Annotated in this window: 18 protein-coding genes and 1 pseudogene (1 of these 19 cut by a window edge); 10 read left to right on the forward strand and 9 right to left on the reverse strand. The window is 60.2% G+C overall.

All coding sequences use genetic code 11. From position 1 onward, the window contains the following. Window positions 1–1,135 carry the 5' portion of a non-ribosomal peptide synthetase gene (locus KBY02_RS06980; protein WP_225650073.1) on the reverse strand. The gene continues 8,363 nt to the left of window position 1, outside the view, so only the first 1,135 of its 9,498 coding nucleotides appear in the window; the start codon lies at window positions 1,133–1,135; its stop codon lies beyond the left edge, outside the window. 288 nt (window positions 1,136–1,423) lie between these two features. Here KBY02_RS06980 and KBY02_RS06985 point away from each other — a divergent pair, with 288 nt between their 5' ends. Further along, the gene (locus KBY02_RS06985) at window positions 1,424–2,197 is read left to right on the forward strand and encodes a helix-turn-helix transcriptional regulator (RefSeq protein ID WP_225650075.1); all 774 of its coding nucleotides are present in this window, start codon (window positions 1,424–1,426) and stop codon (window positions 2,195–2,197) included. An 87-nt stretch (window positions 2,198–2,284) separates the two neighbouring features. Here the strand turns inward: KBY02_RS06985 and KBY02_RS06990 are convergent, their stop codons facing one another. The 3 genes from KBY02_RS06990 to rpiB form a co-directional block, all read right to left on the reverse strand. Further along, complete coding sequence (locus tag KBY02_RS06990) at window positions 2,285–4,660, reverse strand: glucose/quinate/shikimate family membrane-bound PQQ-dependent dehydrogenase (RefSeq protein WP_024641577.1); 2,376 nt, start codon at window positions 4,658–4,660, stop codon at window positions 2,285–2,287. 69 nt (window positions 4,661–4,729) lie between these two features. Continuing rightward, on the reverse strand, window positions 4,730–5,710 hold the full coding sequence (locus KBY02_RS06995; protein ID WP_003369595.1) for a sugar-binding transcriptional regulator: 981 nt from the start codon (window positions 5,708–5,710) through the stop codon (window positions 4,730–4,732). Window positions 5,711–5,777: 67 nt separating this feature from the next. After that, window positions 5,778–6,239: a ribose 5-phosphate isomerase B gene (gene rpiB, locus KBY02_RS07000; RefSeq protein ID WP_003402606.1), complete on the reverse strand. Its 462-nt coding sequence runs from the start codon at window positions 6,237–6,239 to the stop codon at window positions 5,778–5,780. A 279-nt stretch (window positions 6,240–6,518) separates the two neighbouring features. On the opposite strand from rpiB, the gene KBY02_RS07005 reads away from it, so the two are divergent. From KBY02_RS07005 to KBY02_RS07040, 8 genes and pseudogenes are all read left to right on the forward strand, one after another. After that, window positions 6,519–8,006 (forward strand): sugar ABC transporter ATP-binding protein, encoded by a 1,488-nt coding sequence (locus tag KBY02_RS07005; protein WP_011267784.1) that lies wholly within the window; start codon window positions 6,519–6,521, stop codon window positions 8,004–8,006. After that, window positions 8,003–8,980 (forward strand): ABC transporter permease, encoded by a 978-nt coding sequence (locus KBY02_RS07010; protein WP_003317694.1) that lies wholly within the window; start codon window positions 8,003–8,005, stop codon window positions 8,978–8,980. Before KBY02_RS07005 ends, KBY02_RS07010 begins: the two co-directional genes overlap by 4 nt. 43 nt (window positions 8,981–9,023) lie before the next feature. Further along, a complete protein-coding gene (locus KBY02_RS07015; RefSeq protein ID WP_003402611.1) occupies window positions 9,024–10,034 on the forward strand; it encodes a substrate-binding domain-containing protein in 1,011 nt (336 codons plus the stop codon). Between the two features lie 208 nt (window positions 10,035–10,242). Continuing rightward, window positions 10,243–10,998 carry an SDR family oxidoreductase gene (locus tag KBY02_RS07020; protein ID WP_003402614.1) on the forward strand — a complete coding sequence of 252 codons (756 nt, stop codon included), beginning with the start codon at window positions 10,243–10,245 and terminating at the stop codon, window positions 10,996–10,998. Between the two features lie 28 nt (window positions 10,999–11,026). After that, window positions 11,027–12,142 (forward strand): erythritol/L-threitol dehydrogenase, encoded by a 1,116-nt coding sequence (locus tag KBY02_RS07025; protein ID WP_003402615.1) that lies wholly within the window; start codon window positions 11,027–11,029, stop codon window positions 12,140–12,142. A 40-nt stretch (window positions 12,143–12,182) separates the two neighbouring features. Next, window positions 12,183–13,184 (forward strand): dihydroxyacetone kinase subunit DhaK, encoded by a 1,002-nt coding sequence (locus KBY02_RS07030; RefSeq protein WP_011267781.1) that lies wholly within the window; start codon window positions 12,183–12,185, stop codon window positions 13,182–13,184. A 3-nt stretch (window positions 13,185–13,187) separates the two neighbouring features. Then, entirely contained in the window at window positions 13,188–13,844 is a 657-nt protein-coding gene (gene dhaL, locus KBY02_RS07035) for a dihydroxyacetone kinase subunit DhaL (RefSeq protein WP_024641580.1), read from the forward strand. A 148-nt stretch (window positions 13,845–13,992) separates the two neighbouring features. Further along, window positions 13,993–14,295 (forward strand): annotated as a pseudogene (locus KBY02_RS07040) (3-hydroxyacyl-CoA dehydrogenase NAD-binding domain-containing protein); the annotation flags it as partial. Here the strand turns inward: KBY02_RS07040 and KBY02_RS07045 are convergent. Then, complete coding sequence (locus KBY02_RS07045; RefSeq protein ID WP_003402624.1) at window positions 14,272–14,685, reverse strand: cupin domain-containing protein; 414 nt, start codon at window positions 14,683–14,685, stop codon at window positions 14,272–14,274. The pseudogene KBY02_RS07040 and the gene KBY02_RS07045 sit on opposite strands and share 24 nt — an antisense overlap. Window positions 14,686–14,786: 101 nt before the next feature. On the opposite strand from KBY02_RS07045, the gene KBY02_RS07050 reads away from it, so the two are divergent. Continuing rightward, window positions 14,787–15,677 carry a LysR family transcriptional regulator gene (locus tag KBY02_RS07050; RefSeq protein WP_024641581.1) on the forward strand — a complete coding sequence of 297 codons (891 nt, stop codon included), beginning with the start codon at window positions 14,787–14,789 and terminating at the stop codon, window positions 15,675–15,677. Window positions 15,678–15,717: 40 nt separating this feature from the next. Here KBY02_RS07050 and KBY02_RS07055 read toward each other — a convergent pair whose 3' ends face one another. The 4 genes from KBY02_RS07055 to KBY02_RS07070 are packed head-to-tail and all read right to left on the reverse strand — an operon-like array spanning window position 15,718 to window position 19,490. Next, entirely contained in the window at window positions 15,718–16,458 is a 741-nt protein-coding gene (locus tag KBY02_RS07055; RefSeq protein WP_011267779.1) for a GntR family transcriptional regulator, read from the reverse strand. Between the two features lie 28 nt (window positions 16,459–16,486). Then, the gene (locus KBY02_RS07060; protein WP_058398620.1) at window positions 16,487–17,284 is read right to left on the reverse strand and encodes a TIGR01458 family HAD-type hydrolase; all 798 of its coding nucleotides are present in this window, start codon (window positions 17,282–17,284) and stop codon (window positions 16,487–16,489) included. Between the two features lie 38 nt (window positions 17,285–17,322). Next, window positions 17,323–18,906, reverse strand: coding sequence for a hypothetical protein (locus tag KBY02_RS07065; protein ID WP_225650077.1), 1,584 nt, complete (start codon window positions 18,904–18,906; stop codon window positions 17,323–17,325). After that, complete coding sequence (locus KBY02_RS07070) at window positions 18,903–19,490, reverse strand: hypothetical protein (RefSeq protein ID WP_003402633.1); 588 nt, start codon at window positions 19,488–19,490, stop codon at window positions 18,903–18,905. The genes KBY02_RS07065 and KBY02_RS07070 overlap by 4 nt, the downstream gene beginning before the upstream one ends. Window positions 19,491–19,498: the final 8 nt, after the last annotated feature.

Genomic DNA, 19,498 nt, shown 5'->3' on the forward strand with positions numbered 1-19,498 from the left:
TGGACACTTTTACAGTCTGCGCCTGCGCATCGGTGTAGCAGTAACCATGGTCTTCCAGCTCGTAGGACACCGACACTTCGAACAGTTGCGCCCTTCCCTCACGTGACAATTCGAGGCTGCGATTGAGCTCGCTCAAGGGGAAGCGCTGATGACGGAAGTCACGTTTCAGTGCGTCGCGCACTTCGACCACCAAGGCAGCGAAGTCCAGCCCGTCGTCGAAGGCCATGCGCACGGCACTGACCTGAGCGAAGTGACCCAGCGTCGCCTTGAAGCGCGCGCCACTGCGATTGAGCAGCGGCAGCCCGACAATCCACTCGTCGCGTTGCGCCGTGCGCGTGAAATAGACATGCAGAACCGCCAGCAATACATGAAACGCCGACGCATGATGGCGCTCGGCGAATTGTTTCATGCGCGCATGCAAGGTGCCCGGAAGCGGCTGCACCCAGGCGTGGGATGGCGCCGGGTCCGTCGCCCGGCGGTTGTGATAGCGCGACACCAGCAACGGCTCAGGCAGATCGCGGTATTTTTCCAGCCAATAGGCCCTGTCCAGCGAATAGCGTTGCGACGCCTGATACCGTGCGTCGTCGGCAATGAATGCGCTGTACCCCGGTGCAACCAGCTCAAGGTCTTTGCCTGCCATCAATGCGCTGTAAAGCTCGCCAAGAGACTTGAACAATTGCCCAAAACCCCAGCCATCGAGAATCAGATGGTGGGCCTGGCCTGCCAGCCAGTGGCGGTCATCAGCCAGACGGATCAGGCAGAAGTCGAGCAACGGGCTGCCATCGAGCACGTACGGGCGGCGCATGTTGTCATTGATCAGTGCTCGCGCTGCCTGTTCCGGCTCGGGATAACCGCTGACGTCGTGCAACGGCAAGGACACCGGCAAGCAAGCCGCGTACGACTGAAGCGGCATGCCATCCGCTCCGGCACCGGGCATCAGGACCGTGCGCAGCACTTCATGTGCGCAAACCAGTTGCTCCAGCGCCTTGTGCAGCGTCACCGGGTCGACCGCTCCAGACAGTTGCAGGTAGCCGCCGATGTTATAAAGCGGGGAGTCACCGCGACTGATCTGATCAAGCCAGACGTCGCGCTGAGCAGCGGTCAATGGGAATGTTGCGGCGCTGGTGGCGAGCATGGCTCAAGGTCCTTCTTGGCGAGTAGGCAGCGGATTAAGCACTGCCGTCCCACCTATGTATGGCCCCTTTAACCCGGACAGTGCCGTACGGCCAAATGCCACCGCAGATACACTTTCAGCGGATTGCAATCCTGTCCCTGTTTTTTGTTACAGACGCAGGATGAAAGGTTAGGCTGAATACCCGGAGACCAAGTGCCATCATCAGGCTTATCAGTAAGTGCAATCAGTAGTTGCCGCGCAGCAGTCGACATGGTCCGTTTTGCGCGGTCGGAATCAGGAAAGCTCAAGATGAACACGGCGCAACATTTCGAGTACCACGACGACCCACGCTTCTATCTGCAACTGGCCAAACTAGTGTCCAGTACGGGCGACGAGACCTTTGCCGGGCACATGCTGCAATTGGTGGATTCGCTGGTGCCCATTCACGGGCTTGGCCTCAGTGAATGGACGCTGGACCTGCGCGAGAGCAGCATCAGTCGTATCAATCCGCTGGGCAGCGCGGGCCTGAAGCATGACCCTCCCGGCAGCGAGGCCATCGACCATCCTCTGCTATCCAGCATTCTGCACATGCAGGACCCGTTGTTGATTCAGCTCAAGACTCCGCTGAGCGCGCAACACCCTCAGCACAACACCCAGCAGTGCAATCTGGTGTCCAGCCACGGTGAACGTCGGCTGATCATCTGTTTTTATCGACTGACCGCGTTGCGGGCGTTTTCCCTGACAGAGTTGTCCTTGCTCAAGAGCCTCTCCGACACGCTGTTGCCGCTGGTCGAGCACCACGCGCAGAGCCTTGCTCAGTCCAGCCACAATGCCACGCGCCTCGAGCCGGAGCCGGGCTCGCTGGATCAGGCCTTCAGTGGCAGGCTCGCACAGGGCTCGGTGACACTGTCAGCACGCGAACAGGAAGTCTGCCTGGGCCTGCTGACCGGCGGCACCGTGGCTGAAATGGCGCAGCGCCTCAAGGTCAAGAACAGTTCGGTGGAAACCTACCTCAAACGCGCCACCGCCAAGCTGGGCGTCAGCGGACGACATGGCCTGGCGCGCTGGATGGCAGGTGATTGAAGCGCCTGTGCCCTGGTGAATGAACTGCAGCGATACGCGCCAAGAAAAAGGGCCACTAAAGGCCCTCTCGCACAGACGCTTCTGCGTTCAATCAACCCGGAAGGCAATCACGCTGTCGCCCAATGTCGTACCAAGCGATCCGTGACCGCCGGCAGCAATGACCACGTACTGCTTGCCGTCGTTGCCGGTATACGTCGAAGGAATGGATTGACCACCCGCGGGCAACTCATATTCCCAGAGCATTTCGCCGTTATTGACGTCATAGGCACGGAAAAAGTTATCCGCCGTCGCGCCGTGAAAGGCCAATCCGCCTGCCGTCACCATCGGACCGCCATGGGCGACCATGCCCATGGGAAAACCGACCGGAAAACGTTCCTGCATGAAGCTGGTCTTGAGGTTTTTGGTGGTGCCGACCCGGCGCATCCATTGGGTCTTGCCAGTTGTCAGATCGACCCCGGCCATGGTCCCCCACGGTGGCGCTGTGCACGGAATGCCAAGGCTCGAGGCGAATCTGGAAATACGGATGGCATAGTCACCGTCGAAGTTCTCGTTCCAGTAGGGCTTGCCCTCCTGAGTGAACAGGCGTTTTTCCCGGGCCTGCGCGGGGCGCTTGATCAGGTTGTAGACATACGCCAGGCGCACCGGTGCGGCGATCAGCAACTGGCGGTCAGGGTCCACGGCCACCGAACCCCAGTTGAACACGCCTATGTTGCCGGGATAGATCAGCGATCCCGACTCGGTGGCCGGTGTCCAAGGGTTACCGTCATAACGAAGGGTGTTGTACGCGATCCGGCAAGCCATCTGGTCAAAAGGCGTAACGCCCCACATGGACTTCTCGGTCAACACCGGCGGGATGAAGTTAAGTCGCGAGACCGGCTGGGTGGGTGCAAAGCGCTCGCCTTCAACACCGCCCGCGGTGCGCACACTGACCTGATCGACAGGCACGATCGGCTCGCCCGTCAGTCGGTCAAGCACAAAGATGTTGCCTACTTTGGTCGGCAACACCAGGGCAGGCTGGCGGCTACCGTCTTTTCCCAGATCCAGCAGTGAGGGCTGCGATGGGTTGTCGCGATCCCAAAGGTCATTGTTCGAGGTCTGGAATTTCCAGCGCAGCGCGCCGCTCTTCAGGTCGAGAGCCACCAGTGCATCGCGAAACTTCTCGGTGTTGCTGTCGGGGTTACGCCGGGTGCCGGTTTCGTCGGGCGAAGCGTTGCCAAACGGGACGTACACCAGACCGTTTTTGACATCGGAGCTCAGGGTCGCCCAAGCGACCGGCGTATCTTGCGGATAGTTCTGGTCAGCCGCTATCGGCTGGGTGTTGTCCGGGTTTTGCGGATCGAAGTTCCATACCAGCCGGCCGGTGATGACGTCGTAGGCGCGAATCACCCCGGACGGGTTGCCGTCGTTATAACCGTTATCCATGATCGAGCTGCCGATCACGATCAGTTCGCCGGCAATCAGTGGCGCGGAGGTCTGCATCAGCGCGTGCGGGCGGATCGTGCCCATGTTGACGCTCAAGTCGATCACCCCGCCGCTGCCGAAGTCGCTGCACAGGTTGCCGGTGTCAGCATCAAGCGCTACCAGCCTGGCATCTGCAGTCGCGGTGATGATGCGTTTGGCACATTGAGCCGGCTGTTGTGGCTGACCCGCAGAGCTGGAGGCCGCTGAATAATAGCTGACGCCACGGCAGGTCTGGTGCTGCTGCAAATACGAGCGTTTTTTCTCGGGGGTGTATTTCCACGCCAGTTGCCCGGTCTGCGGGTTCAGTGCATGCACTTCGTTATGAGGCGTGCACACGTACACCCGGTCGTTGATCTTGAGGGGCGTCGCTTCAAAGGTGTACTCGCCAGCGTCCTTGTCCTCATCACGCAGGTCGCCGGTGTGGTATTCCCAGGCCACCGACAGTTTGCCGACGTTGTCCGGGGTGATCTGATCGAGGCTGGAAAAGCGCTGGCCCGCGTTGCTACCGCCATATGCAGCCCAGTCACTGCCTGCCGACTCGGCGCTGCGGGCGGTCGCCACGCTGTCGATCCGCCCTTGCTGCGGGTACGGATCGTGAAACATCAGCGCAATCACGATCAGCAGCATTACGCCAAGCGTACCGCCCAGCAACGGATGAAAACGACGCTTATCGGTGCTCGATCGCGCTTGATAAAGCGGCCGCACGACCCAGGGCATGGCCAGCCACAGGCCGATCAGTGCAAACAGATCGCCACGAGGAATCCACTGCCATTTATCCAGGCCGGCTTCATAGATGATCCAGAGCAGAATCCCCCACATCATCACCGCATACAGGGTAAGTGCCGACTTTCTTTTCAGGAATACCAGGGTTGCTGTGGCCAGCAAACCCAGGGCGATCATCGAGTAGGCCGGTGAACCGCCGGCAGCCACCAGTTGCGCACCCATGAACAGCAGAATGAGGCTGAGTATAGCGATGACGATACCGGTCACTTTGAGAATCATCTTCCTTGCCCTTTATTGTTATCCAGTCTTGCGCCGCGACGCCTTCGACCACGGATTTAGCCCGTAGTGTCAGTTTTTGCGTGTCGCGTCATCCAGGGCAAGGATGGTGTGGGCGTTGGTGACGGTGGTTGCCAGGGTGTTGATCACGCCTGAGCGCAAGGCACCCAGCGTGGCGGCCGCCTTGGTGTTTTCACTGGCGATGGCCACTACATCCGGGATACGAAACAATTCCTGCACGGTAAGACCGATCACCCTGCCCTGTATGGCATTGACCGCAGGCTGGCCATGAATGTCGATGAAGTCATAGCCCATCATGTCACCCACCGTGCCGGACAGCCTGGCCTGGGCGATTTCCTGCGGGGAGAACCAGCCCATGCGCACCATGTTGCTGTTCTCGCTCATGTCACCGATGCCGATCAGCGCCATGTCGGCACGCCGCGCGCGGTCAAGCGTCGAGCGCACGGTGTCGTTGCTGATCAGAATACTGCGCAGTTCAGGGTTGGCGACCAGCGCCGGGGCGTACAGGCTTTCGCTTTCACCACCAAAACGCAGCGCCAGACGGCGGCAGATGTGGTCGGGGTTCATGTACTCGCCCGCCTTCAGCGAACCGCCGATTGCGCAGACAAATGTGCAGTTGCGCGTCACCGGCAGGAACACATTGTCCGCAACCGCACCCACATTGCGGCCCATGCCCACGGCGACGATCATGCCGTCGCCCAGGGTCTTGTTCAGGTAATTGGCAACCAGGCTGGCGACCGCCGAGCGCTGGGTATCCGGGTCGCTGTGGTCGACTGCAATCAACGCCCTGTCCAGCTGAAAGCGCTCGACGAGCGCCAGTTCCAGCTCGTTGTTCATCGCCGGGTGCTGCAGCACCCGTACTTCGACAATCCCTTCATCGCGTGCGCGTTTGAGCAGTCGGCTGACTTTTGCGCGCGACAGGTCGAAGCGTTTGGCGATGGCTTCCTGAGTGACGTTCTCAAGGTAATAGAGCATCGCGACTTCAGTCATCAGATCGATGTCGCTGGCCATGCGCTGGGTACTGTCACTCATGTGGACGGGCTTCCGTTTCGGCGTCAAAGGCACATTCTCCCTACTCCCGCCCTGTCCCGTCCACTGACTATTGATGCCCGTCACGCTCTATCGCGTTGATGCGCTCGACCTTGGCGCCGGAGCGCGCGGCTTCGAACTCCGACTCCAGGAACGATTTGACGATGCTTTTCGCCAGTTCCGTGCCGATCACCCGTGCACCGATGGAAAGAATTTGCGCATCGTTGCTCTTGCGTGCCCGCTCGGCCGAATAGGTATCGTGGGCCTGGGCCGCACGAATGCCGAAGACCTTGTTGGCGGAGATGGCCATGCCTATTCCGGTCCCGCAGACCAGCACGCCAAGCCGCTGCTGTCCGGCGTTGATCGCTGTGGCCACGGCCAGGGCGATGTCCGGGTAAAGCACCGGTGCCGCGGAATGAGTACCGAAATCGGTCACCGGATAACCCAGCGACTCGATATGGCGCTTCAATAATTCCTTGAGTTCATAACCCGCTTCATCACATCCGATAGCCACCGGGAAAGGTGTGTTCATGGCATCAGGCTCCACTGCCGGGGGTCTTATTATTTGACCAAATGTTCAATCGGTGAAATTCCGATCAGCCATTTCTGAAACATTAGCCGGGTTCTGTCAAGCAAGTTTTCCAGTGAATACTGAACCAAAGCTCAGAACGACCGCAGGGCAGGCTCCAGCGCGACACTCCAAAACTTTTATAGGAAACAGATTGACTGATCAGAATTTCATTTGATACACATATGCTCACTGAGCAACGCATCAGCACCTAATAAGAATTCACAGCACGAGGACACGCCAATGGCCAAGCCATTACTGCTCCAGGCTGAACACGTCACCAAGGCTTACGCTGGCATCCCCGCCCTGCGTGACGGGCGTCTCTCGTTACGAGCCGGGAGCGTGCACGCTCTGTGCGGCGGCAATGGCGCGGGCAAGTCCACTTTCCTGAGCATTCTGATGGGCATCACCCAGCGCGATGCGGGGACCATCCTGCTCAACGGCGAGCCGGTGCAGTTCAGTCGTCCCGGCGATGCCCTGGCAGCCGGCATTGCGATGATCACCCAAGAGCTGGAACCCATCCCCTTCATGACCGTCGCCGAGAACATCTGGCTGGGCCGCGAGCCACGTCGGGCCGGGTGCATTGTCGACAGCAAGGAACTGAACCGACGCACCCGGGCACTGCTGGACGAGCTGGAATTCGATGTCGACGCCACCAGCCCCATGCATTTGCTGAGCGTGGCGCAGATACAACTGGTGGAAATCGCCAAGGCCTTTAGCCATGACTGTTCGGTAATGATCATGGACGAGCCCACTTCGGCCATCGGCGAGCGTGAGGCACAAACCCTGTTCAAAGCCATCCGCCGGCTTGCTGCCCGGGGTGCGGGCATCATCTACGTCTCCCACCGCCTCAGCGAGCTGGCGCAGATTGCCGACGATTACAGCATCTTCCGCGATGGCGCCTTTGTCGAAAGCGGACGTATGGCCGATATCGACCGGGCACACCTGGTACGCGGCATCGTCGGCCAGGAGTTACAGCGTATCGATCATAAGGTAGGTCGCGAATGCGCCGCCGAATGCTGCCTTAATGTCGAAGGCCTGAGTCGCACCGGCGAATTCGAAGACATCAGCCTGCACGTGCGTCACGGTGAAATTCTCGGCATCTATGGACTGATGGGCTCGGGTCGCAGCGAGTTTCTCAACTGCCTGTATGGCTTGACCATACCGGATTCAGGCAGCGTCACCCTGCAAGGCAAGCTGCTGCCGGTCGGCCTGCCCAAAGCGACTATTCGCGCGGGCGTCTCACTGGTCACCGAAGACCGCAAGGACAGCGGCCTGGTACTTAATGGCAGCATCCTGTCCAACATCGCACTGTCGGCCTACCGGCAGTTGTCGAACTGGTCGCTGATCGATGCCCGCAAGGAGCACAAACTGGCCGAAGACATGGTCAAGCGCCTGCAGATCAAGACGACTTCTCTGGATCTGCCCGTCGCGTCGATGAGCGGTGGCAACCAACAGAAGGTCGTCCTCGCCAAATGCCTGTCGACCGAGCCGGTGTGCCTGCTCTGCGACGAACCGACCCGGGGCATCGACGAAGGCGCCAAGCAGGAAATCTATCACCTGCTGGATCAGTTCGTACGCGCTGGCGGAGCCGCCATCGTGGTCTCTTCGGAAGCGCCGGAACTGTTGCGCCTGAGTGACCGAATCGCCGTGTTCAAGGGTGGCAGGCTGGTGACCATCAGCAGCGATGCCGATCTTTCCCAGGAAGTCCTGTTGAGTCTTGCCTCATGAATGCAAAAACCATTATCGCCCCAGCTTCCACGTCTCCACGCAGCCGCCTGCGCCTGTCTCTCGACCGTTTCGGTCTGCCGTTGGTGTTTATTCTGTTGTGCCTGGTACTGGCTTTTGCCAGCGAATATTTCATGACCTGGCGCAACTGGATGGACATCCTGCGCCAGACCTCGATCAACGGCATTCTCGCGGTCGGCATGACCTACGTGATCCTGACCAAGGGCATCGACCTTTCCGTCGGCTCGATTCTGGCGTTCGCCGGATTGTGCAGCGCACTGGTCGCGACCCAGGGCTATGGCCTGCTGGCGGCGGTCAGCGCAGGCATGTTTGCCGGCGCCATGCTCGGCGTAGTCAATGGCTTCATGGTCGCCAATCTTTCGATTCCACCGTTTGTGGCCACCCTGGGCATGCTCAGTATCGCCCGCGGCATGACCTTCATCCTCAACGACGGCAGCCCGGTGACCGACCTGCCCGAAGAATACCTGGCGCTGGGCATCGGCCGGATCGGCCCGATTGGTGTGCCGATCATTATCTTCGCGGTGGTCGCGCTGATTTTCTGGATGGTACTGCGCTACACCACCTACGGCCGTTACGTGTACGCCGTCGGCGGCAACGAAAAGAGCGCACGCACCTCCGGTATCGGTGTGCGCAAGGTGATGTTTTCGGTGTACGTGGTTTCCGGGCTGCTCGCCGGACTGGCAGGCGTAGTGCTGTCCGCCAGAACCACCTCCGCCCTGCCCCAGGCCGGCATGTCCTACGAACTGGACGCCATCGCAGCAGTGGTCATCGGCGGCACCAGCCTGTCGGGCGGTACTGGCAGCATCGTTGGCACACTGTTTGGCGCACTGCTGATCGGCGTGATCAACAACGGCCTGAACCTGCTCGGCGTGTCCTCCTATTACCAGCAGGTCGCCAAGGGCCTGATCATCGTGTTCGCAGTGTTGATTGATGTGTGGCGCAAGAAAAAACGCTAGACCGGCATGAACGACTGACTACAACAATAACGAGGTTCTCATCATGAAATTCGGTACATCCCTGGCCGCTGTCGCGGCGTTCTCCCTGCTCGCCAGCAGTATCTCCATGGCCGCCGATGGCAAGACCTACAAGATCGGCGCGGCGGTGTATGGCCTCAAGGGGCAGTTCATGCAGAACTGGGTGCGTGAGCTCAAGGAGCATCCGGCGGTCAAGGACGGCACCGTGAAAATCACCGTGTTCGACGGTAACTACGATGCGCTGACCCAGAACAATCAGATAGAGACCATGATCACCCAGCATTACGACGCGATCATTTTCGTGCCCATCGACACCAAGGCCGGTGTCGGCACGGTGGCCAGGGCGATGGAAAACGACATTCCGGTGATCGCATCGAACACCCGGGTTGCCGGCAACAAGGTGCCTTACGTCGGCAACGATGATGTCGAGGGCGGACGGCTGCAGGCGCAGGCAATGGTCGACAAGCTCAAGGGCAAAGGCAATGTGGTGATCATCCAGGGACCGATTGGCCAGTCGGCGCAAATTGATCGGGAAAAAGGCGAACTGGAAGTCCTGAGCAAACACCCGGACATCAAGATCATTGAGAAGAAGACCGCCAACTGGTCCCGCGCCGAAGCCCAGACGCTGACTGAAGACTGGCTCAATGCGCATCAGAACGGCGGCATCTCCGGGATCATTTCGCAGAACGACGATATGGCTCTCGGTGCCCTGCAAGCGGTGAAATCGCGCAACCTGAAGCCTGCCGATTTGCCGATCACCTCCATCGATGGCATGCCTGACGCCATTCAGGCGGCGAAGAAAAACGAAATCACGACCTTTCTGCAGGACGCCCAGGCCCAGTCCCAGGGTGCCCTTGATGTCGCCCTTCGCACCCTGGCCGGCAAGGATTACAAGCCGCAGTCGGTGATCTGGGAGCGCTACGCCAAGGACGTCAAGTGGGGCGACGGCACCGACAAGAACTACATCCTGCCCTGGGTGCCGGTCACCGATGCCAACGCCGATGCGCTGTACAAGCAGGTCAGCGGCGGCAAGTAACCGGTCTGAGATTCCCGCTTCTGCCCGAAGGGCGTGGGAGCGAACCGGGCGACGCTTCGCTTGTTCGCGAAGACAGTATTTCAAACGACGCATTTTCGGCGGTCATACCGGCCTCTTCGCGAACAAGTTCGCTCCCACGGCCTTCGGCCAGAATCAAAAGCTAACGTGTTTGAATCTTCAAAAAAACAGCGCTACAGGAGTCATCTTCATGTCTGAATTCTGGAACAAGGCGTTCGATCTCAATGGCCGTTGTGCGGTCATCACCGGCGGAGCAGCCGGGATTGGCCTTGCCTGTGCCAGCCTGCTGGTCGCGCGCGGCGCGCGGGTCGCACTGCTGGACCGTGACCCGGCAGTGGCCGAGGTTGCCGCCGGCCTGGGCAGCGAGCACATCGGTATTGCGGTCGACCTGCGCCGGGTCGACCAGGTCAACAGCACCATCGACAGCGTCTTCGAGCATTTCAAACGCATCGACTATCTGGTCAACAGTGCTGGCGTTGCCGTGCTGGACAAGGCCGTCGACGTCAGCGAAGAGGCCTGGGACACAACGCTGGAGATCAACCTCAAGGCCAGTTTCTTCGTCGCCCAGGCCTGCGCGCGACACATGCTCGGTCAAGGCAGCGGACGCATCGTCAATCTTGCCTCTCAGGCGGCGGTCATTGGCCTGGACAGGCACGTCGCCTACTGCGCGAGCAAGGCCGCAGTGGTCGGCATGACCAAAGTGCTGGCCATGGAGTGGGCACCACACATCAACGTCAACGCCATCTCGCCCACCATCGTCGAGACCGCGCTGGGCAAAAAGGCCTGGGCGGGCGAAGTCGGAGAACGGGCCAAAACGCAGATCCCGGCAGGCCGCTTCGCCCAGCCGGAGGAAATAGCCGGGCTGGCCCTGTACCTGCTCAGCGACGCCGCCAGCATGATCACCGGCGAAAACGTAGTGATCGACGGCGGCTACAGCATCCAGTAATTCATTTTCTGTCGTGAGGATCATCGTCATGTCCACCGTCACCGAACGCACTGCCGAACAACTTTCACCGGTCATCCCGAAAACCATGCAGGCCGTAGTCTGCCACGGTCCGGAAGACTACCGGCTGGAAACCGTGGATGTGCCGACCCCCGGTCCCGATGAAATCCTCACCAAGGTCGAGCTGTGTGGCATCTGCATGGGCGACATCAAGACCTATCGCGGCGCCCCCTCGTTCTGGGGCGATGCCGAGCAGCCTCGCTACGTCAAACCACCGATGATTCCCGGCCATGAATTCGTCTGTCGCGTGGTGGCGCTCGGCCCTGGCGCCGAAAAGCGTGGCGTGCAGATCGGCGACCGGGTGATCTCCGAGCAGATCGTGCCGTGCTGGGGCTGCCGCTTCTGCAACCACGGACAGTACTGGATGTGCCAGAAGCACGACCTTTACGGCTTTCAGAACAACGTGCAGGGCGCCATGGCCCAGTACATGATTTTTACCAGGGAAGGCATCATTCACAAGGTGCCCGACTCGATTGCCCCGGACGAAGCCATCCTCATCGAACCGCTGGCCTGCTCGTTGCACGCAGCCGAACGGGCCGATGTCGATTTTGACGACATTGTGGTCGTCGCCGGTGCCGGCACACTGGGCCTTGGGATCATTGGCGCGGTGCGCATGCGTAACCCGAAAAAACTCATCGTTCTCGACATGAAGCCCGAGCGCGCCGCCCTCGCCCTGCGCATGGGCGCCGATGAGGTGTGGAACCCGGCCGAGGTCGACGTGCTGGCAAAGATCCGCGAGATAACCGACGGCTACGGTTGCGACATCTATATAGAAGCCACCGGACACCACAAGGCGGTCAACCAAGGCCTGGCGATGCTGCGCAAACTCGGACGCTTTGTGGAGTTCAGCGTATTCAACGATGAGGCCACGGTGGACTGGTCGATCATCGGTGACCGCAAGGAGCTGGACGTGCTCGGTTCTCACCTCGGCCCTTACATGTACCCGCGCGCCATCGACTTTATCGGCAACCGCAAGATCGACATGCGCGACGTCGTCACGCACAAATTTCCCCTGGCGCAGTTCAAGGAGGCGTTTGCCGTCATGGAACGCGGTGATAAATCATTGAAGGTGGTTCTGGAACCCTGATCCGCCCGATCCTTATAAAAAGAACACAGGAAATCGCGTTATGAACCGAGTGATAAACGATCCGGACCAGGTGGTCGAGGACATGCTGCGCGGCATTCTGGTAGCGCACCCCGAGCTGTCGCAAAGTGAAGGTAACCCGCGGGTCATCAGCAAAACCCGTCCCTCTGATCAAGGACGCGTCGGTATCGTTACCGGCGGCGGCTCGGGTCATGAACCGGCCTTTCTTGGCTATGTCGGCCCTGGGCTGGTGGATGCGGTAGCGGTCGGCGAGATTTTTTCCTCGCCTACGGCCAAGAGCTTTTTCGACGCCTTCCGCGCGGCCGATCACGGTGCGGGCATCGCCTGCCTGTACGGCAACTACGCGGGCGACAACATGAACGTGAAGCTGGCGATGAAAATGGCCGCCAGCAAAGACCTGCAAGTGCGTACCGTGGTGGCCAACGACGATGTGGCCTCGGCACCGAAATCCGATATCGCCAAGCGACGCGGAGTGGCCGGGGAAATTTTCATGTGGAAGATCGGCGGCGCTGCGGCCGCAAACGGTTACGATCTGGACGGCGTGATCCGCGTCGCGCAGAAGGCCGTGGATCAATGCCGATCCATCGGTATCGGCCTGACGCCCTGCACCATCGCGGCGGTCGGCAAGCCCAACTTTCAGATCCCCGACGGCAAAATGGAGCTGGGCATCGGCCACCATGGCGAACCGGGTATCGAAGTCATCGACATCGAGCCTGCAGCGGCCATGGCCGAGCGCATGCTGGAGCCGATCCTGGCCGACCGGGATTTCAGCGTGGACGACAGCGTAGTCGTGCTGGTTTCAGGCCTCGGTGCCACGCCGGTGATGGAACTCTACGTGTTCTACGCCGAAGTGGAGCGCCTGCTCAAGGCCAGGGGCCTGAAAATCCATCGTTGCTACGTGGGCAATTACTTCACGTCGCTGGAGATGATGGGGGTAACCCTGACGCTGCTGGGCCTGGACGCCGAACTGAAAACCCTGATCGACCACCCTTGCCGGTCCATCGGCATGACCCAGGCGGAGTAAACCATGAGCGAGCAATTCTCTACGCATCTCCCTGCACAACAGGGCACTCCTATCGTTGCCGACCTGGTGAGCGTGATCGTCGCCAACCGCGAATACCTCAGCGAAGTGGATGGCGCGATCGGTGACGGCGACCATGGCATCAACATGGCCAAGGGCTTCGCCCACTGCGGTCGTACCATCGAAGGCCGCCAACTGAGCCTCGCCGAAGCGCTGGACGAACTGACCCTGAGCCTGATGGAAGGCATCGGCGGCTCCATGGGCCCGCTGTACGGCAGTCTGTTCATCGGCATGGCCGATCAGGTGCGCGGCTGCGAACAGATCGACGCCGCGGCCTTCGCCAGCCTGCTGCGCGGCGGCCTCACCTCACTGCAGGACATCACCGAAGCCGGGGTCGGCGACAAATGCTTGATGGATACCTTGATTCCGGCCGTCGAAGCCTTCGAGCAGGCCCACGCCCGGGGTGAATCGTTCAGCGCAGCGCTCGATGCGATGAAAAGCGCCGCATCACAAGGGCGCGACTCCACCCGTGATCTGGTGGCGAAGATAGGCCGGGCGAGTCGCCTCGGCGAACGGTCGCTCGGCGTACTGGATGCAGGCGCGGTGTCGTGCTGCCTGATACTGACGCAACTGGCGGATTCGGTGCAGCCGAGGCTGAGATGAGCAAAAGCCGAAGTTCATGAATATGATTCATGAGTCTATCCCGATAATGCTCCATTGTTGAAAAAATGACAGGCCTATAAGGTGATCCGGACATCACGAAGCTGATCTGCAGATGCGGATTCGCTCGAGTTTCACCGAGGAACTGGTCATGCAAAACCCGAAAAAAAACATCGTAGTCATCGGTGCAGGCTCCATAGGGCAAGCCATCGCCCGCCGTGTCAGCGCGGGCAGGCACGTATTGCTCGCCGACCTGCGTCAGGACAACGCCGATGCGGCGGCCAAGGCGCTGGCCACCACATCGGTGGATGCACTACTTGCGCTGCCCATGCTGCACGAAACGCATATCACCGATCCCCTGCACGCTTATCAGTTGTCCAAGCGCGGCAACGCGTTACGCGTCATGGCCGAGGCAGTGCGCTGGGGCAAGTTACTCGCTGTTATTAGCCGCGTGGTAGTCGCCATCCGAGACCGGTTCCATCCAGTCAACCACCTCGCCGTCCAGCACCTCGGCAATAGCGATGTGGGTCATGGCCGTCGTTGCGGTTGCGCCATGCCAATGCTTGACGTTGGGCGCAATCCACACGGTATCGCCGGGCTTGATGGTGCGAACCGGCTGGCCTTTTTCCTGCACCAGGCCGGCGCCTGACGTGACAATCAGCGTCTGGCCCAGGGGATGGGTATGCCAGGCAGTGCGTGCGCCCGGTTCGAACGTCACCGTGGCTCCGCTTATTCTCGCGTCTTCCGAGCCCTTGAATGGCGCGTCGATGCGCACGGTACCGGTGAAATAATCGGTCGGGCCGCTGGCGGAAGGCTGTGAGCCGCTGGAATTGATGACAATCATGGGAATCCTTGAGCGTTATTGGAAGTCACTCCAATCTACCCGCCGAGAACTATTGCGACTATCGGCTACAATTCGAAAATACTTATCGACAGGGCTCATCAATGCTTCGGGAAAACGCCGCTGATCTGCTTGCCTTCCTCGCAGTCGCCAAAGAGCGAAGCTTTACCAAGGCAGCTGCCAGACTGGGTGTTTCACAATCAGCACTGAGTCACACCGTTCGCAGCCTGGAAGCGCGCCTTGGCCTGCGCCTGCTGACACGCACCACGCGCAGCGTATCGCCCACAGAGGCTGGCGAACGCCTGATCCAGAAAGTCGGCCCGCATTTCGATGAAATCGAAATCGAGCTGGCAGGACTGAGCGACCTGCGCGACACCCCTGCCGGCAAGATCCGCATCAATGCGATGGATCACTCGCTTGACCTCATCATCCGGCCAGTACTCAAGACCTTCTTGCACAAATACCCGGACATCAGTGTCGAGGTATGTTGCGACTACAGCTTTGTCGACATCGCCGCCGAAGGGTTCGATGCGGGCGTGCGTCTGGGTGAAGCCGTGGCGGACGGAATGATCGCCACCCGCATAGGCCCGGACATGCGTCTGTCGGTGGTCGGTTCTCCAGCCTACTTCGAAGGCCGCACGAAACCCGAGACGCCCAGAGACCTGACCGCGCACCGCTGCAACAATCTGCGCCTGCCTACCAATGGCGGCCTGTATGCCTGGGAGTTCGCCAAAGACAGCGAAACCCTGAACGTCCGCGTCACAGGCCAAGTCACGTTCAATGGTGTCTATCCGCTTCTGGACGCGGCGCTCGACGGCTTCGGGCTGAGTTACATTCCGCACGATCTGGTTGCCGAACATATCGAAGCCGGACGTCTGATTCAGGTGCTGGAAGACTGGTCACCGACCTTTGCCGGCTTCCACCTCTACTACCCGAGCAGACGCCAGGCATCGCCCGCGTTTGCTCTGTTACTGGAAGCATTGCTTTACCGGTGATGGATCAAACGACCAAAACGCGCAGCTCCGTAGCAACCGCTCACTGCACTTGCGCACGCAATCTGGCGGGCTCGCCGTTCTTCTCGGCGTAATGACGCGCGCGGCGCAAGACATGCTGGGTGGCTCTGCGCGCTTCCTCCTTATTGAGCTCTACATGCGCTTCCAGCAATTGCTGAGCCTGTCGCGGCCGACGTTGCAGGAGGGCCTTTAAAATACTGCCATGCTCTTCGTACGTTGCATCGATTCTGGAGGCGCTGAATTCGAGACGCCGGATGGTCCGGGTCTTTTCGGTGACTTCGTAATGCAGCCTGGCCATTTCCCGGTTGCCCACCGCCTCGACCAACGCGCAATGGAAGCGTTCGCCCAGCCCGGCGAGGATATCGGTGTCTCTCAATCGCTCGTTTTTCGGCACCAGCCAGGTGCGTATGAGTTCGTCGATCAGCGGCTCGACGCTCAGGTCCATCAAACCCAGCCTGGCGAGCGCCGCCAGCTCGAGCACCACCCGAACGTCATACAGCTCCTCGAAGTGATGAGGGTCGAAGGGCCGCACCTGCCAGCCGCTTCGGTAATAAACCTCCACGTACCCTTCCTGCTCCAGCCGGAACAATGCCTGCCTGACCGGTGTACGACTGGCCTGAACACGCTCGGCTATTTCACCTTCAGTAAATCGTTCGCCGGGTAATAAACGAAACTCGGAAATGTCTTCTTTGATCCGGGCGTAAATCCGCTCGGATAGCGTTTCCGGGCGTTCTTTCAACTTTTTGGCGCATGCTGTCTGCATTGATGATTCGTCCTTGTAATCCAGTTACTTAACCTTGGCGCAGATGACCTGCGGCACTGCCGGACATCCACCAGCGTGGAAAATCTGCAATCCCTTCAATCACCGCATCCACGTTTTGCCGATGGGCCTCGAACAGCCTCGGGTCATATTTTCCGGTACGCACCAGCAGGCTGCTGGCACCGACCGCTTTCGCCCCTGCGCAGTCAGTCAGAACGTCGTCGCCCACTACCAGAGTGCGGCTGGCGCTAGTGTCGAGTTTGCGCAAGGCAGCCTCGAAAAACGTCGGCGACGGCTTGCCCATGACCAGGGCCTGTACCTGTGCTGCGGCCTCGAGCCCGACGATGAAGGCGCCGCAATCGAGACGCTCCCCGTCACGATCGAACCAGAACAGGTTTTTTTGCAGCGCAATGAGGCGAGCACCGCCTCGCAACATACGGAAACAGCGATTCAGCGTGGCGTAGTCAAAGGCTTCGCCGATATCGCTGATGACCACTACGTCCGGGGTCGTATCGTCTGTAGCGATGCCACTGAACGCCGGCCGTATCGAATCGGGTACCAGCAGATGGCACTTGAGGTGCGGATGTTGCTGCAAATAGCCCAGACAGGCCGTGGTGGCGGTCTGGATTTCGTCGGGGACGACCTCGATTCCGGCGCGACAAAGCTCCTCTGCCAGCTCCTCGGGCATCTTCGCCGTGGTGTTGGTCAGCAATTGCAGCCTCAAACCCTGGGAACGCGCGAAGCTCAATGCATCGGCTGCGCCCGGCAGAGGCTGCCCCTTGAGCAGGAGTGTGCCGTCAATATCGAAAAGCAGGCTGTCGAAACGCATGGATAAGCTCCCTGTGACTGAAATTATCGAGTCAGGTGTCAGAATGTGGCTGTCAGCCAATGGCGAATCGCGGGCAATGTCACTTCAGCGTCGGCAGGACGTGGCAAGGGCGTGCTGCTGGCGTCCAGCAATACGCCACGCAACCACGGGTCAGTGGCACATACCGTGTGGTCGCCACCTTTTCGGCTGACGCGAACGGCGTGTTCTGAACGGGCGGCCAGCAGTCGCGTGCCTCGCGGAGCCTGCCAGTAGCAGCCGCCCGTCCAGCCTTCGGCAAAGACCTGCCCGCCGGCGCACTCGAACATCGTCCACTCATCTCGAAACGGCTGTGCGAGGCTTTTGCGCCAGGCCTCGGTCACTGAGCCAGGGTCGTGTCCGGACAGCGCCAGTCGCGCCGTGTTGAACAGCACCAGACCGTTGTCGGCCGGATGAAAGAGCGCCGCGCTTTTGTGCATATCCGGCACGCCTGATGCGTCATAGACCAGCCAGCCCTGCTGCTCGAAAAAACTGTTGGGGTAAAGATCGTGATGGACAGGTGCCATGCCGTGATCCGAGTGAGCGACGCAGCGTACCTCGCCACCGGCGGCATCGACGCAGCGCAGGATCAGCTCATCGACCCACCCCGCTATCTCGTCGAACAGGCGTTGTCCGACCGCCTGCATCAATTCGCTGGCCCAGTCTGGCGCGAGGTACTTGAGCAAATGATGTGACAGCAGATCCACCACCGGGTAATAACCGATGACACGCTGTGCATCACCGGCCCTGACTGCGCCGACAATGTCGTCGCAAAAGCTTTCATGCATCTCGCGCATCAGTTCCAGCAGCAGCCATTCCGCAGCGCCCTGCCCGCCCTCATCCAGCCGCTTGCCCAACTGTCCGGTGCGATACAGCACCGTCAGGTCATTGGCCACGTAAGCCTTGCCGGCGTCGCCCTGCAGATCAAGCGCCTGGACCTCACGGTAACCGAAGCTGATCACACAAACACGGTTTTCGATGTGCACCGCACGCAGTGCAATCGCCTTGCACACATTGCCCGGGGCCTGCCCCGACAACGGCACGTGCACCGTGCTGCCCAGCGGCAACCGGCACGCAGCACGGCCATGGTCTTCTGGCCAGTCGAGCACAGCGCCGTCCTGTTGCAGACTGACCCTGGCAAGCACATTCAGGGCCTCGATACGCAGCCAGCCACCGTTTTCAATGACCTCAGGGCGCAGCGAAAAACCCTGATAGACACAGCTTTGCCCAAGCAATGCGTCACCCAGCCTGTCGGGCTGGACAAAGGGCACGGCACACAGGCGAAAAGTGATGCCCTGGCGCGCCCATTCATCCCAGACCATATCGATGTGGCGCGGCCAGACCTCAAAGGCATCCGCCACCGCCAGGCAGTCCTGCGGCGTTGGCGCAGGGACGAGATAGCCCGTCAAGCCGTGCTCGCTGACCGGTGCGCCGCTGAAGATCGATAACAGTGATGGCGGCGTCTGGCAATTGGGTGAAAGTGGCAGCAAGGGGTAACACGGCCACTGCGCCGAGGGCCGTCCAGGCTGTCCTGCCCGGTAACGCTTGACCAGCTCCCACGACAACCCGTCGATCAACAGCCAGACCAGCGGATCAGCGCCCTTCATGAAGCGATCCGGCGTTGAGAGTCGTCCAACGCCCAGCGGGCCACCACAGCAACACGCTGCTTCAACTGCTCGAGAGAACCACTGTTGGGCAGTACATAATCCGCTTCGATCCGGCGCATCTGCAGATCCAGTGCGCTGTTTTCCACCACGCTGATGTCGCCTCGTTGTCCAAGACGCGTTTGTCTCACGGATGAATCGGCAAGCACCTTGATCACCTGAAAGCCTTGCGCCTGAAGGTACGGCCAGTCAACGGTGTCGTCGCGCAGGTCATCATTGATGACCACTTGCGCGCAGGATCGGGCCAATCGTCGGGCGAAGTTGGTGACCAGCGACTGGCTGTCCAGATCCCTCAGCTCGCGTGCGATGCACTCCAGCAAACGCTGATTCTGGCTGCCGCTCGCCACTTGCACCCCGGCCTGCTCATAAAACATGCCTTGCAACTCATACAGGGGCTGAGCGAGCTTGATGACCTCGACCGACAGCCCGGCTGTTTCAAAATACTCACGCAGCAACCCGGCGGTTGTACTCTTCCCGGAACCGCTGGGGGCCACCAGCGCCAGACGCAATTGGTTAGCGTGGTTCATAGGATCTC

Source organism: Pseudomonas sp. P129, assembly GCF_020312195.1.
GTDB classification, from domain to species: domain Bacteria; phylum Pseudomonadota; class Gammaproteobacteria; order Pseudomonadales; family Pseudomonadaceae; genus Aquipseudomonas; species Aquipseudomonas fragariae.